The sequence below is a fragment of the Qipengyuania pelagi genome, from assembly GCF_009827295.1.
In the GTDB taxonomy this organism is placed as follows: domain Bacteria; phylum Pseudomonadota; class Alphaproteobacteria; order Sphingomonadales; family Sphingomonadaceae; genus Qipengyuania; species Qipengyuania pelagi.
This window is the reverse complement of the sequence record NZ_WTYD01000001.1, coordinates 1,828,565-1,843,519: the sequence shown is the minus strand read 5'-3', so window position 1 is coordinate 1,843,519 and position 14,955 is coordinate 1,828,565. Positions and strand designations below refer to the sequence as shown.

The 14,955-nt window shown below is 62.4% G+C and carries 10 protein-coding genes and 1 pseudogene; 7 read left to right on the top strand and 4 right to left on the bottom strand.

The features are described from left to right. The first annotated feature begins 82 nt into the window (after window positions 1-82). From GRI47_RS09070 to GRI47_RS09050, 5 genes are read left to right on the top strand one after another with little or no spacing between them, the layout of a single operon-like run. A complete protein-coding gene (locus GRI47_RS09070) occupies window positions 83-1,378 on the top strand; it encodes an efflux RND transporter periplasmic adaptor subunit (RefSeq protein ID WP_237452656.1) in 1,296 nt (431 codons plus the stop codon). Window positions 1,379-1,393: 15 nt separating this feature from the next. Next, the gene (locus tag GRI47_RS09065; protein WP_160660930.1) at window positions 1,394-2,074 is read left to right on the top strand and encodes an ABC transporter ATP-binding protein; all 681 of its coding nucleotides are present in this window, start codon (window positions 1,394-1,396) and stop codon (window positions 2,072-2,074) included. Window positions 2,075-2,086: 12 nt separating this feature from the next. Beyond that, window positions 2,087-2,896 carry a GIN domain-containing protein gene (locus GRI47_RS09060; protein ID WP_160660929.1) on the top strand — a complete coding sequence of 270 codons (810 nt, stop codon included), beginning with the start codon at window positions 2,087-2,089 and terminating at the stop codon, window positions 2,894-2,896. Between the two features lie 25 nt (window positions 2,897-2,921). Then, window positions 2,922-5,339: an ABC transporter permease gene (locus tag GRI47_RS09055; RefSeq protein WP_160660928.1), complete on the top strand. Its 2,418-nt coding sequence runs from the start codon at window positions 2,922-2,924 to the stop codon at window positions 5,337-5,339. Then, the gene (locus tag GRI47_RS09050) at window positions 5,332-6,594 is read left to right on the top strand and encodes a TolC family outer membrane protein (RefSeq protein WP_160660927.1); all 1,263 of its coding nucleotides are present in this window, start codon (window positions 5,332-5,334) and stop codon (window positions 6,592-6,594) included. Before GRI47_RS09055 ends, GRI47_RS09050 begins: the two co-directional genes overlap by 8 nt. Before the next feature lie 235 nt (window positions 6,595-6,829). Here GRI47_RS09050 and GRI47_RS09045 read toward each other — a convergent pair whose 3' ends face one another. Next, on the bottom strand, window positions 6,830-8,452 hold the full coding sequence (locus GRI47_RS09045) for an alkaline phosphatase D family protein (protein ID WP_160660926.1): 1,623 nt from the start codon (window positions 8,450-8,452) through the stop codon (window positions 6,830-6,832). A gap of 155 nt (window positions 8,453-8,607) precedes the next feature. On the opposite strand from GRI47_RS09045, the gene GRI47_RS09040 reads away from it, so the two are divergent. Both GRI47_RS09040 and GRI47_RS09035 read left to right on the top strand, forming a co-directional pair. Then, on the top strand, window positions 8,608-11,376 hold the full coding sequence (locus GRI47_RS09040) for a TonB-dependent receptor (protein ID WP_160660925.1): 2,769 nt from the start codon (window positions 8,608-8,610) through the stop codon (window positions 11,374-11,376). 83 nt (window positions 11,377-11,459) lie between these two features. Next, window positions 11,460-12,197 carry a hypothetical protein gene (locus GRI47_RS09035; protein WP_160660924.1) on the top strand — a complete coding sequence of 246 codons (738 nt, stop codon included), beginning with the start codon at window positions 11,460-11,462 and terminating at the stop codon, window positions 12,195-12,197. A gap of 290 nt (window positions 12,198-12,487) precedes the next feature. Here the strand turns inward: GRI47_RS09035 and GRI47_RS14990 are convergent. From GRI47_RS14990 to GRI47_RS09015, 3 genes and pseudogenes are all read right to left on the bottom strand, one after another. Next, window positions 12,488-13,201 (bottom strand): annotated as a pseudogene (locus GRI47_RS14990) (ATP-binding cassette domain-containing protein). A 167-nt stretch (window positions 13,202-13,368) separates the two neighbouring features. Then, on the bottom strand, window positions 13,369-14,163 hold the full coding sequence (locus GRI47_RS09020; protein ID WP_160660921.1) for an SDR family NAD(P)-dependent oxidoreductase: 795 nt from the start codon (window positions 14,161-14,163) through the stop codon (window positions 13,369-13,371). Next, a complete protein-coding gene (locus GRI47_RS09015) occupies window positions 14,160-14,717 on the bottom strand; it encodes a carboxymuconolactone decarboxylase family protein (protein WP_160660920.1) in 558 nt (185 codons plus the stop codon). Before GRI47_RS09015 ends, GRI47_RS09020 begins: the two co-directional genes overlap by 4 nt. Window positions 14,718-14,955 lie beyond the last annotated feature (238 nt).

The window sequence follows — 14,955 nt, the reverse complement described above, 5'->3', positions numbered from 1 at the left end:
GGCCAGTTCGATCGGCGCCTTCATAATTTCCTTTGTTCATAACGGTTTAGGTCTTTCGGTGCGGATCGGCGATACTGGTCGCATGATGACGCAGACCCACCCGCAAGCAAACACTTCTTCCGAACAATCGCCCGCTGCGGCGATGGATCGCAAGGTCGAGAAGCGTAGAACGCCGATCTGGCGCGATCGCCGCCTGTTGATCGCGCTCGGCGTGATCGTGCTGGCGGTGCTGGCGTGGCGGATGCTGCCAAGCAGCGGCTCGACCGATGTGGACGGGGACGAGATCCAGACCGGAGAAGTCGCGCGCACCACCTTCGACGATTATCTCCCGGTTCGCGCAAGCGTGGTGCCTGCGACCACCACGCTGGTGGGGGTGATGAGCGGCGGGCAGGTGGACGAGTTGCTGGTGCAGGACGGGGCGATGGTGGGGGAGGGTCAGCCTCTCGCAAGGCTCGCCAATCCCGAACTGCGCCTGCAAGTGCTCAGCCAGGAAGCACAGATCGCCAGCCAGCTGGGCGGCGTGGCGGGCGAGAACCTTGGTATCCAGCGTTCGCGGGTCGATCGAGCGGGCCAAGTCGCGTCGGCCGAATACGACCTCATCCGCGCGCGGCGCGATCTCGATATCCGCGAGCAGCTGCACGATCAGGGCTTCGTTTCGGATGCCGGCGTGAAAAGCTACCAGGAAGAGGTCGACTACCAGACGCAGCGACTGACCCAATTGCGCCGGGGGCGCGCGGCGGAGGCCGGGATCACCGCGACCCAGGGCCGGATGCTCGAAGCGACGCGCGCACGGCTCCAGAACAATCTGTCCGCCGTCCGCTCCAGCCTCGATGCGCTGACCGTGCGCGCGCCGATGGCGGGGCGGCTTACCAATTTCACGCTGCAACCGGGGCAGACGCTGGCCCCCGGCGATCCCGCGGGGCAGATCGACAGCGAGGGCGCCTGGAAGCTCGAGGCGGATGTCGATGAATATTATCTCGGCCGGGTCCAGCCCGGGCAGAAGGCGCAAACCGGCGAGGGCGCGTCGCTCACGGTCGCGCGCGTGCTTCCTACCGTCACCGATGGTCGCTTCCGGGTCGAACTGACCTTCGACGGATCGCCCGCGCGGGCGCTCAACCGCGGCCAGACGCTCGATGTGCGGATCACGCTGGGCGCGGCAAGCCCCGCGCTGGTCGCGCCGGTCGGCGGTTGGCTGAGCGAGGGCGGGTCGAGCGTCTTCGTCCTCGATCCCGACGGCAGCCACGCGCGCCGCGTATCCGTGAGGACCGGTCGCCGCAACCCGCGCCAGGTCGAGATCCTGTCGGGCCTCGAGCCGGGCCAGCGCATCGTCACCAGCAATCTGTCGCAGGTTCGCGGCGACACCATCAATATCCGCTGAAAAGGGGAACTATCCATGATCAAGCTCGAGAACATCGAACGCCGCTACATTTCCGATGAGGTCGAAACGACCGCGCTCGCCGAAGTGAACCTCGACGTCGCGCAAGGAGAATTCCTCGCGATCATGGGCCCATCTGGCTGCGGCAAGTCCACACTCCTCAACACGCTGGGCACGATCGACCGGCCGACGGGCGGGCATTACTGGTTCGAGGACACTGACCTTGCCGCCTTGCCGGAAAAGGAACTGGCGAAGTTCCGCGCCGCGCACCTCGGCTTCGTGTTCCAGAGCTTCAACCTCATCGACGAACTCACCATCGAGGAGAACATCGCGCTGGGTCTCACCTATCGCAAGGACGTTTCGGGCAAGAAAAGCGAGCGCGTCGCCACCGCGATGGACACGGTCGGCATCGCCCACCGCGCACGGCATTTCCCGCACCAGCTTTCGGGCGGCCAGCAGCAGCGCGCCGCCATCGCCCGCGCGATCGTGGGCGATCCCAAGCTGATCCTGGCGGACGAGCCGACCGGCAATCTCGACACCGCGAATGGCGAGCAGGTGATGAACATCCTCACCGCTCTCAACGAAGCGGGCGCGACCATTGTGATGGTCACCCACTCGCCCAGCCACGCCGACATGGCGAAGCGCCGCATCGACATGCTCGACGGCCGCATCGTCGCCAGCGCCATGCGCGCGCTCTGAAGGAGATATCCGATGTTGAAATATGTTCTCGCCGCTGCCGGAACGCTCGCCTCGACCGGGTGCGTCATCGACATGGGCGGTACCGCCGAGGCCCGCCCCGCGCCCGTTGATTGGACGGCGGCAGACGATCCCGGCCCCGTCGAGGCGCGCAGCTTTCCGCTCGCCGGGTTCGACGCGATCGAGCTTGCCGGATGCGACCGGGTTGCGGTGACGCTGGGGAACCGTTTCGCCGTGAACGTCACCGGCCCGGCGCGCGACCTGGCCCTTCTGCGCGCGCGGGTGAACGGATCGACGCTCGTCCTCGACCGGATGAAGAAGGGTTGCGACGGCAAGCACACGCAGCTCACTTATGCCGTGACCCTGCCCGCGCTGACGCAGGTGGCGATCAGCGGTGCTGGCGCGGTCGATCTACCCGCGATCACGGGCGATCGGTTCCGGGGCGAAATTTCCGGCGCGGGTTCGCTGGGTCTGGCAGGCCTGACGGTGGACGAGGCCCGCTTCGCGGTTTCGGGCGCGGGAGAGATCATGCTGACCGACGTGACGGCCCGACACCTCAGACTCGACCAGTCCGGCGCGGGAGAAATCGTCGCGCGGGGAACTGCGCAGTCGCTGGCGATCGACAGCAGCGGCGCGGGCGAGATCGATACCACCGGCCTCGCCGCCGCGACCCTGACCGCAGAGGCGAGCGGCACGGGCGTGGTGCGCGCGAGTGCTTCCGGCAGCGCGAAGCTGGACGCCAGCGGCATGGCCCGGATCGCCGTCACCGGCGGTGTGCTCTGCACGATCGAGACGAGCGGCATGGCCCGCGCGACCTGCGACTGATCCGCATCCAGAGGGAAAACATCCGATGAACCGTTTCGCGCTCCTGTCGCTCTACCGCTCGCTCACCCGGCACAAACTCTACGCCGCGCTCAATATCGGCGGGCTCGCCGTGGGGATCGCCGTTTTCCTGGTGCTGGGCCTCTATGTCCGGTTCGAGACGAGTTACGAAAAATGGATTCCGCATCATGACGAAATCTACCGGGTGCAAAGCGTTTGGAACCAGCCGAACAGTCCCTTCAACGGCGCCTTCAATTACACGATGGGCGGGTTGTTGGAGAAGTTGGAGGCCGACAACGCTGATCTGGTCGGCACCCGCCTTCGCGGCGGCGAAGGAGCCGCTTCGCTATTGCGGGAAAATGCGGTGACGCGAGAGGACGTCGTACAGGTCGATCCGGAATTCCTTCGGGTTTTCGATCTCTCGATGGTCGAGGGCCAAAAGAACTCCGCTCTGGCACAGCCCAATGGTGCGATTATCAGCCACTCATTGGCGCGGAGAATCTTCGGCAAGGGAACGGCTATCGGGCAAACAATCACGGTTTCTTACGACGAGCCGGAGACATATCGGATCACTGGGGTTTTCGCAGACCTCCCCAATACGACCGATTTTCGCTTCGACATCGTAACTCCCCTGCCACAACTGCCTCCGAACGAGGCATGGAACGACTGGGGTTCGAGCCAGGTCCAGACTTTCGTTCGTCTTGCAAATCCTGATCGCGTTCAGGATTTCGAACGTTCGATGGACCGACTTCTGTCGCGAAACAGGTCTCAAGGTCTTGGCTCAGACGTTCCCGATACATTGAGCTTGGCGCTGCAACCGGTCGCGGAAAACCATTTGAGCCGCGTTGGTCAGGAGGCGTCGGATCCCCGTATCAGAGTTGTCACGCTGGGTGTGGTCGGCGGGCTGGCACTCCTCATAGCCGTGGTGAATTATGTCAATCTTGCGACTGCTCAGGCCGTTCTGAGAGCCCGAGAGATCGCGGTGAGAAAGGTTGTCGGTGCGACACGCGGCAAAATCATAGCGCAACTTCTCGCAGAAGCCGTCCTGTGCACAGGCTTGGCAAGTCTGTCCGGATTAATTCTCGCCGAACTCACCTTGCCGTTCGTCAATGCGGCGGGTGGCCTGGACCTCGCGATCCCTTACGCGCTCGCCCTACCTTGCCTGTTCGCGTTATCGTTATTTGTCGGGCTCGCAGCCGGATCATACCCCGCGCTGATTGTATCGGAGTATCAGGCCGCATCCGTCCTCGCATCCTCGAGAGCACCGGGCGGGGGCAAATCGGCAGCCAGGATCAGGGAGGTGCTGGTCTCGCTCCAGTTCGGCTTCTCGATCGCCTTTCTGGTCGGCACCTTCGTGCTCTTCGCCCAGATAGCGCACCTTCGGCAGTTGGATCTCGGCTATGAGCGCGACGGGCTGCTCGTAGTCACCTCTCTCGAAGATCCCGACCTTTCTCGAAGCCAGCGATCTTCATTAATCGAACGGTGGAGGGATTTGCCCAATGTCGTGAGCATCAGCACCAGCGATACCGCTCCTGGGGGAACCAGCACCACGAATTTCAGCACTTTTGCGAGTCCCGACATGATGCAGGAAGGACCATCGCTCCGCCGGATCGGGATCGGACCGAATTTCTTTCGCACCTTTGGGATTCAGCCGATCGCAGGTCGATTGCTTGGTGACGAATTTCGTATGGACGACCTGGCCGACATCGAGCGCGGACAAACCCGCAACACGGTGATCGACAGAACAGCAAGCGAACGTCTCGGATTTGCGACACCAGCGGCCGCGATCGGACAAACCATCAGCAACCAGAGCGATCATGTGATCGTGGGGGTTATCGAGGACTTACGATTCTTCACACCGCGCGAACCGCATGATCCATCCTATTTTCAATATTCAAGCAAGATGCCTTCATTCCCGGTCGCGACTATCAGATATCGCGGCGATGCGGGCGAGCTTGCAACGCAGCTCCGTTCGGTGTGGAACCAGATTGCCGGTTCGGTGCCCTTCGAAGCAGAAACCGCCGACAAACGCCTTCAAGAATATTACGAACAGGACGAACGCACGGCGCGCCTGTTCGCCATCGGCGCGGGGCTCGCCGTGCTCATCGGCATGGTCGGGCTGTGGGGTCTTGCCTCCTTCAACACCGCGCGGCGGGTGAAGGAGATCGGCATCCGCAAATCTTTGGGCGCCACGACCACCGATGTTGTGAAGCTGCTGGTCGGCCAGTTCCTGCGACCCGTCCTCATCGCCAATCTGATCGCCTGGCCGCTGGCCTATTTCGCGATGCGGACCTGGTTGGCAGGCTTTCCCGACCGGATCGCCCTGTCGCCGACATTCTTTATCGGTGCCAGCCTGCTCGCCATCGCGATCGCGGTTCTGACCGTGCTCGGCCAGTCGGTGCGGGCAAGCCGCACTCCCCCAGCCTGGGCGCTGCGTCATGACTAGGTTCGCGACCCTGCTCGGCGGAGTGGCGTTACTCGTCACCTCCCCCGCCTGCGCGCAGACGCTGCGCGAGGCGATCGCCACCGCCTATGCCACCAATCCCGATCTGGCCGAGGCCCGTGCTAGACAGGACTCGCTGGAGGAAGCGCCCGAACAGGCCCGCGCCGAAGGCCGTCCGAAGCTCTCTGCCGATATGGGCGCGGGCTACGACAATCTCGGCCTGGGCAGCTCAGGGAGTGCGAACCTACGCGCCACCATGCCAATCTGGACGGGTGGGCGGGTTTCCTCCTCGGTGCGCGCGGCGAAGGCCGATGTCGCTGCAGGCGAGCAGCGCGTTCGGGATCGTGAAGCCACGGTCCTCGAAAGAGTGGTGTTCGCCTATGCCGACCTGCTCTTCGCCCAGGAGGCGGTGGAGGTGGCGCGGATCGGGATCGAGCGGCTCGATCGCCAAGTCGACGAGGCGCAGAGCCGCTTCGACCTCGGGCAGGCGACGCGCACCGACGTCGCGCAATTGCGCGCGCAGCGGGCTGGTGTCGTCGGCAACCTCGCCGATGCCCAGGCCGCGTTGGAGAGTGCGGGGGCGGCCTATCGCGCGGTCGTGGGCGAGGCGCCGGGAAGCCTGACGAGCGAGGTTCCGGCACCTGCTGCTTTGCCCGCCGATCTCGAAAGCGCCCGCACCGCGGCTGCGCTGGCCAATCCGCTGCTGCTCGAACAGCAGCGGATCGCCGATGCGTCGGCCGCGCGGATCGACAGCGCGCGGGCGGAGCGTGCGCCCTTCGTCGATCTTGCGGGAGGGTATGGTCGCGGAACGCAGTTATCAGGCGGCCGCTTCCGCGCCTTCGAAAGCGCGGCCAGCATCGGCATCTCGTTTCGAGTGCCGATCCTCACCGGCGGCCTCGTCCCGTCGCGCGTGCGGGAAGCCGAGGCGACATATCGTGCGGACCAGTTCGCCGTCATCGCCGAGGAGCGGGAGGCGGTCCGTGCGGTCGACACCGCCTGGGCGTCGCTGGACGCGGCACGGACGCGGGAGACGGCCAGCGCCGAGGGGCTTACGGCGGCGCAATTGGCACTCGATGGCGTTCGCGCCGAATATGAATTCGGACTGCGTTCGACGATCGACATCCTCATTGCCGAACAGAGCTTCCGCGGCGCGCAACTCGCACTCGCCCGTGCACGGAGCGACGTGCTTATCGCTGAGGCAGCCGTTCTGAGGGCGAGCGGCCTGCTCGACCAGGGCGCATATCTAGCCACCCGATGACTGACTTGCGCCCGGTGAATAGAGCGAATGGTTTAGCCACAGATGCTTTTAGTTCGAAAGAGATTGTCGCAAAATCGCACGGCCGTTTTCACGGATGTGATTACGATGCCTGCTGGTATCACATATCGGGCATTAAGGGGGCTGTAAGCGGACAGGTAGCTAGCGGTAGTCGATATTAAGCAGCCGCCATCATCTGTGGTGCCTAAATATCAATCCTCCTAGTCGCCCTAAACCGTCATTCACGCGCGATCAGATTTGAACCGCGGTGCACTGAGAGCGCTTTCGTAGCAAGTATCCGGGTCGATCGTTCGCTTCGCGACGACAGGAAATGCCAAGTTGAGGTCGCCGCTCCGCGAGTGAATTCCACGTCCATGTAGCCGCGTCGGCTGGTATCGCACCATGCGAGGCCCGGATTTGCCTGTAAAAATTCCCGCGCGATATGCGTGGGATCGCCGCCAAAACGCTTTTCTAAGCCGAGCGACGATACACCCTGTACGGCGAATTCCACACCGGCCGGAGCCCCGCGGTGGGATAGATCGTAGGCCCATGCGTTGTGACTGTCGCCGCTCAGGACGATAAGGTCTGCTTCGGCTTCGCATGCAGCGAATAGCAACCTGTCGCGCGCCGCAGGATACCCGTCCCAGCGATCAAGGCCGAAAGGCACATCAGCGTCGCTGAGGCGGCCGACGAAGGCCAGTTCGCGTTGCTGCTTCTCGCCGTTCTCAACGCTCGGGGAAAACCAAGTGGAATCGATTTTTGGCAGACGGGTCGGGGCCATTATCACCTGCTGCAACAACACTTGCCATCCGACCCCAGCGACACTCGATTCCGCCATGCCGCGCGCAAGCCAGGCCTCCTGCTCAGCGCCCATCATCGTTCGCGCTGGATCAGCCAGCGGCCCTTGAATGAATTGCGCGATTGCAGTGGCGATATCCTGATGGCCTGCCAGAGCGGCTTCGCTGTCGAGCTGCCGCGAGCGGGCGATAAGCCGGGTTTCGAGCCGAAATAGAGTCGCGAGGTTGCCGATCCGATAGGTGGCGTAGGGTTGCCGCTCCATCGGAAGCCATTCGTAGAAAGCGCGCAATCCAGCACGCTTGCGCACCTCCCAGGGTCCTTCGTCTGTATCGTGATTGCTCGCCCCGTTCTGCCAGCTGTTGTTCGCGATTTCGTGGTCATCCCAGATAACGATCATCGGATGCAATCGGTGTAGTTCCTGAAGCGCTCGATCCGCTCTGTAGCTGGCATAGCGTAACCGATAGTCGAGCAAGCTGACCGCTTCCCCCAGAGGCTCGATTTCGCGTGTCCGGGCAAGCCGGGCTAGAGCATCGGATCGGTTGACCGGCGATTCATATATATAATCGCCCAGATGGACGACGAGATCGAGGTCGTCGCGCGCCGCCGCGTGCTCATAGGCGTTAAACCATCCGGAGGTCGCGTTGGCGCAAGAAACCACTGCGATACGGCAGCGATCAATTTCGCCTGAAGGCAGCGTTCGTGTTCGCCCTATTGGCGAGACTTCGCCGCGCGGGCCGATGAAACGATAGAAATAGGTTTCCCCCGCAGCGAGACCACCGATCCGCGCCTGTGCGCAAAAATCCGTTTCTGGCCCGGCAAGACACGATCCGACACGGATCGGAGATGCGAAAGTGTCGGTGGCGGAAAGTTCCATACTGAGTTCGCTGGTCGGTGATTGACCCACGAACCGAGTCCACAGGCGAACACTCGATGTGTCCGGATCTCCGCTAGCGACAGAATGCGTGAACCCTGTGCCCGGATTTGCCAGTAGCGGGTCCGGTAGAGCGCCGAGCGCAGGAAGAAGCGCGGCAGCCTGGAGCACGGCGCGGCGGGAAATGATCATCTGTCATGCCTCCGTTCTGTCCTCAGGCTAAGCCGGGAAGATGTTGGTTTTGCGACACAACCTCCCAAGGTTGTTACCGAACCGTCTTTGCGACGACGCTGGCAGGTAATTCGTCGGTTCTAAGAATTCGTCCGACCCCAACGGAGGAATGATTCATGAGCCATCGCCCCATCTTGCGCGCGCTTTTGCGCTCCACGATCCTCGCCACGACTGTACTTTCTACCACCGCTTTCGCTGGCGACGTGGAGGGAACTATCAGGAGCATGGCTCTTGAGCGACCGATTGAAGGCGCGCGCATCGTGGTGGAGGGAACCGGCCGCTCGGCGACGACCGACGAGGCGGGGCGCTATATGGTCAGAGGTCTGACGGGCGGCCGATATACGATCCGAGTGCAGCAGCCTGGCTATGATGACACGACAATTCAGGTGTTAGTTCCCGACGAGGGAGCTGTCGAAGCGGATGGCGTCCTCTCCCATGCCGGAGAAATGCCGGAAGCGGAGATCGTCGTCACCGGTGCGCGCGCATCTCGCTTGCTAGCGATCGAGCGCAAGCGGGCCCTCCCGGTGATTTCCGATGTCGTATCTTCTGATGGAATCGGCAGACTACCGGATTACAACACTGCCGAAGCGGTTCAACGTCTGCCCGGAGTATCGGTCGAGATCGATCAGGGCGAGCCGCGCTACGTCGTCATCCGCGGGGTCGACCCCAATCTCAACCAGGTCACGGTCGACGGCAACCTTGTCGGCGTACCTGAAGCGGAAGGGCGCCGCGTTGCCCTGGACACGATTCCGTCGGATCTCGTCGCGGCGATCGAGGTGATCAAGGCGGTGACGCCGGATTACGACGGCAACGCCGTGGGCGGCAGCATCAATATCGTCACGCCGACCGCGTTCGACCGCGCCGCACCGTTCACCTTCCTGAGCGCGCGCGGCGCCTACAATGCGAAGTCTGACAAGCTTGGGTTCGGGGGCAGTGCCACCCATGGTCGCCGTTTCGGCGTCGACGAGAGCTTCGGCGTGGTCATAGCGGGCAGCTATTTCAAGCGCTTCATCGACAGCGATCTGGCCGAGCCGCGCAACTGGACCACAATCGGCGGCGTCGCGACCCCCACCGCCTATCGCCTCTATGACTACCGCATCGTTCGCGAACGTATCGGTACCGTCGCAAATTTCGATTGGCGACCGGACCCGGATATGCGTTTCTACCTGCGCACGATTTACAACGAGTTCACCGATGTGGAGGAACGCGACCAGTTCGACTTCTCCTTCGCAGCACCTGTAAGTTTTCCGGCGCCCGATCAGATCAGGTTCGGTGGCGGCAGGGCCACGCGCGAGTTTCGCCAGAACGACCAGACGCAGCGGCTCTACAACATCTCGCCCGGGGCCGAATTCAGCTTGGGCAATGCCGAGCTGGAGCTGAACTATACCTACGCGCACGCGGAAGAGCATACGCCGATCCGCGATGACATCGAGTTCCGATCGGCGAAGGGCAAGTTCGCGACGCTCGACTTGACATCGGCCCGCCCGCTCTTCGCTGATTTCGATCCCAGTCTGTTCGAGGAGGCAAGTTTCCCATTGCGCCGAATCCGCTTGCGGCGCGAGCAGATCGACGAGGATCTGCATACCGCCCGCGCGGACATGCGGATCGCTTTCGGCGATACGGACGAGACCTTTCTTAAATTCGGCGCCAAGTATATCGATCGCACGAAAACGCGCGACAATACGCAATCCGAATTACTTCCCGCTGCGCCGATCACGCCGGGCGGGTTCGATGCGGTCCTCCCGCCGCCCGAAAATTTCTACGAGGGCGAATATCGCTACGGTCCGCTCTTGGATTACGGCCGGATCATCGATTTCTTCGAAGCCAATCCGGACCGCTTTGTTCTCAATTCGGTAAGCACCACCGTAAACGAGCGGTCGGTGGACTATCGCGTCGAGGAAAAGATTACGGCCGGCTACGCTATGGTCAGCGGCACTACCGGAGACCTGACGATGGTCGCCGGCCTGCGGGTGGAGCACACCGACGGCCGATACGACGCGTTCGCGATCCGCGACACCAACGGGAACGGCACGCTGGAGCCATCGGACCTCGTTCCCCTGTCGTTCGACCGGGAATACACCGATTTCCTGCCGAGCGTCCACGCCACTTATCGGCCGACCCCCGAATTGCTGGTGCGCGCGGCTTATACCAATACGCTGGGCAGGCCGAACTACGATGCCATCGTCCCAACCTTCGAGGAAGATAGCGGAGACGGGACAGCGGGAAATCCCGATTTGAAGCCGTTCCGCTCGACTGGTCTCGACCTGTCGGTTGAATTCTATCCCGCTGCCGGCTCGGTCCTCTCGGTGGCCGGCTTCTACAAGCATATCGAGAACCCGATCTTTACCCGCACGGTGCGCGATGTCAGTTTCGCGGGCATCCCGCTGACTTCGCTGTCGCAACCGCAGAACGCCACCGACGGCGACCTGCTGGGTGTCGAGGCTAATATTGTGCAGCGCTTCACGTTCCTGCCAGCACCCTTCGATGGCCTTGGTGCCTCGGCGAACTTCACCTATGTCGATTCCAGTGTCACCGTGCCGGGCCGCGAGGACGAGGACATTCCGTTCTTCCGCCAGTCCGATCTTATCGCCGGAGGTGCTCTGTTCTTTGAGAATGGCCCGGTCGAGGCGCGGCTCGCCTTCGACTATCGCGACGACTATATCGTAAATATCGGCAGCAGCACGGCATCCGACATCTACAACAAGAGCCGCTTCGCGTTGGACGCGCGCATCAGCTACCGCATCACTCCGGATATTGAGATCTTCGCCTCGGGCTCCAACCTGACGGACGCGACCCTGACATTCTACCAGACCCTACCGGAGCAGACCTTTTCGCGGCAGATCTACGGGATCAACGCCGATTTCGGCATCAGCGCGCGGTTTTGACGGTGCGGGGACTATCCAGTTTTCCTCTCGCAATAGCGATCTGTGCTCTCGCGATTCCGGCTGCAGCATGGGCTCACGAACGCGTGGCACAGGAGACGCGTCGCTATCGTGCGGAGGAAGCCCATCAGGGTGTCGCCGTAGGTCCGGACCTGTTCTACGCCATCGACAATAACCGCATCGCCGCGTATGATCGGAATACCGGAGAGAAACGCGCCGAATGGGCTGGCGACGACCGTGTATTCCAGCATCTCAATTCATGTGAGGTGGATGGGGACGAACTCGTCTGTGCGCATTCGAACTATCCGCGCGTTCCCATGGCCAGTTCGCTTGAATGGTTCGACGCCAAAACGCTGAAACATCTCCGCAGCCGAAGCCTTGGACCCGGCATCGGTTCGATCACTTGGTTCACTCGGCACGAAGGGTCTTGGTGGGCTGGCTTCGCCAACTACGATGGACGGGGTGGAGAGGCGGACCGGGGCCATCGCTTTACCGTGATGGTGCAATACGACGATGATTTCGTGCGCCAACAGAGCTGGCTGTTTCCAGACACCGTGCTCGAGCGATTCGCGCCCTACAGCACCTCTGGCGGCGTCTGGGGCGACGATGGACTCCTTTATGTTACAGGTCATGACCGAGAAGAACTTTACGTCCTGTCTCGACCACCAGCGGGATCGACCCTGAACCACCTCGCCACAGTCGGTATATCCACTGGCGGGCAAGCGATTTCGTGGGACAGATCTCGAGAACGGATGGTGTGGTCAATTGACCGCCGTTCTGACGAGGTGGTTGTTAGCGAAGTTCCTACAGTCGCGGATCGTTAGCGTTTTTCGCTTGAGAGAAATATTTATCGGAACTGTCTTCGAATGAATCACAGTAATGCAAGTGGATTGGATCCGAGATCCGGACCCTGTGAAATGTGGCTTCTCAATCTAGGAAGATGACAACGTACAAAATGTGCGACGGCCACGGCGAATGTCAGTAGCTAGGACCTATTAAAAGACCGGTAAGAACTGGGTCGACAGCTGAGAGTAGATATTTGACGGCAGACATGTCAGGAGGTGCCGTTCCGCTAACGGCCCAGACGAAGACATTTGGTATCGGTGGCTGGCAGTTAGCGAAGGGCCGCGACCAAAGCACGCTCGAACCCGGCCGCATCATTCCGTCCCGCACGCAATCTCGCGCCGTTGAGCTGCAAGCTGACGCGTCCTTTCGTCAACACGATCCCACCGTCGCGGAAGCCGCTCTGAGTGCTCAGGTCATGCAGGGCCGTAATGAGCGTGAGCCCTCCCTTGACCATTTGAGCAAGCGCGGCTCGAACATCGAAGGTCGCTACAGGGTCGAGCCAGTTGAACGGCTCATCTAGGATCACGATGCGAGGGGGCACCGCAAAGGCCAGCGCTAAGGTGGCGCGCTGGCGCATGCCGGATGAGCATTTGCCCACAGGCAGATCGAGCAGCTCTTTGATGCCGAGCGCCTGCTATAGCCCTGCGCTGCGCTCCTGCTGAAAAGCGGCCGGATCGCCCGCAAGACTGAGCAGCTCGCGCACTTTCAATAAGGTGGGGAGATGCTCGATCGGTGGGGCGAACCCGACTGCTCGCGCGCGGGCACTGCGGTCATGCGCTTGCTCCTCGCCGAGGATCGCACAGCTACCCGCCCCAATCGGCAGCCTTCCGGCCATGGCGCGTAGCAGCGTGGTCCTGCCCGAGCCATTGGCACCGATCATCCCGAACCAGCTGGCAGGTGAGATAGCGGCGCTGACATCATGGACACTCGGTCGCCCGCTTCGGTTGACCGTCAATCCGGTGAAGGCAATGGCGGCGATCATGTAAGCAGCCATTCGCCTATCCACCCAATTTTCGACGTTTAGGCCTGAGGTTGCGTTCGATGTAAGGCGAACATCATGTCAATCTGTTCTCGCTTCCGCAGCGAGACGAGATCGCCATTTGCTTGGTACGCTCATCGCGCTGTAGCGGACCGCTGCGTCTCCTGCTGTCAGATAGCGACCTTGACCGAAGAGCCTCCGTCGACCGGCAGGATCACTCCGGTCACGAATTTCGCCTCGTCGCTCATCAGATAGAGGGCGGCGAAGGCGACATCTTCGGCACGGCCCATATGGCCCATCGGAACGGCGCGGTCGCGGCCCTTTCTCAGCGCCTCCTTGTCGATGCCGCTGGCCTTGCTGTGGCCTTCGATCGCCATCGGCGTGTCGATCAGTCCCGGCGTGATGGCGTTGCAGCGCACCTGATGGGCGGCCTCGTGGAAGGCGACGCTTTGCACCAGCCGGTTCATCCCGGCCTTGGAGACCGAGTAGGATATCATGGGGCTGGGCGCGATCGAGGCGAGGGAGGATATGGCGACGATGGCGCCGTGCCCGCTGTCGCGCAGCAAGGGGATACATGCCCCCATCACGCGCCGCGCCGCAGTCAGGTTGACCAGCATGATCCGGTCCCAGGCTTCGTCTTCGACCCTGCCCGCCGGGCCGTCGCCCCCGTCGCCGATGCCGATATTGTAGACGAGGCCGTCGAGACCGCCCCAGCGCGCCTTTGCCGCTTCGGCGATGCGATCGGCAGCCCCTTCCTCGGCGACATCGGCGACCATGACGGCATTGGGGCCGGTGCAAATGTCCGCCGTCGCTTGTGCCGCCGATTCGTCGCGATCGATCAACAGAAGGTCGGCGCCCTCTCGGGAAAAGATGCGGGCCATTGCGCGGCCATTGCCCTCCGTATCGCCGCGGGTCTGGCCCGCGCCGAGGATTGCGATCCGCTTGCCCGCCAGACGGCCGCTCATGCGAACAGCTCCCGCAAGGGATCGTCGGCGATATCGGGATCGGGCTCGACCCCGGCGGTCAGCAGGAACATGCAGACCTGCGAATACTGGCCGACCGTCCAGACGAGATCGATCGCGGTGCGATCCCCGAAGGCTGAGCGGACACGCTCGAACGTGTCCGGCGCGATGCGTCCCCCCTCGATAAGTTCGTCGACCGCCTGCATGACCAATCCCATCGCGTCGTCGAGCGGCGTGCTATCGCCGAGGGCGATGGCGCGCAGCATCTGATCCGTGAAGCCATGCTTGCGGGCGATCACTGCGTGACGGAGAAATTCGTACTCGCAGCGGCGCAGCGCGCCCGTGCGCAGGATCGCGAGCTCGCGAAGCGCCACGCTGAGCGTGTTCTGATCCGACAGGATATAGGATCCCCAACCCAGAAACGCCTCCATGGCGGCAGGGTGGTGCAGCATCGTGCGGAACACCGCGTAGTCGCGCCCGTGCGCCAGCATCGCGTCCATCAGGCGACGCTGCCGCTCGTCCATTTCGGCATCGTCCAGCGGTTTCAGAACGGTCATCGATTGGGGTTCCCTTTCATTGCGCATCGCGGGCGCGGCGTTCCGCGTCCGGTGCCAAGCGGCATTGCACCTCTGATGTATCCGAGGCGATCATCGACACCACGTCCCTTTTCCGAACCATTCGGCCACCTCGCACGTGGCTATCGTGATAGCCGCTAAATCTCAACAATCAAGTATCTTGACGATAGAGATACATGAGGCGTAGGAAGCTGCCGAAGAGATAAAACCGGGAGAGAAC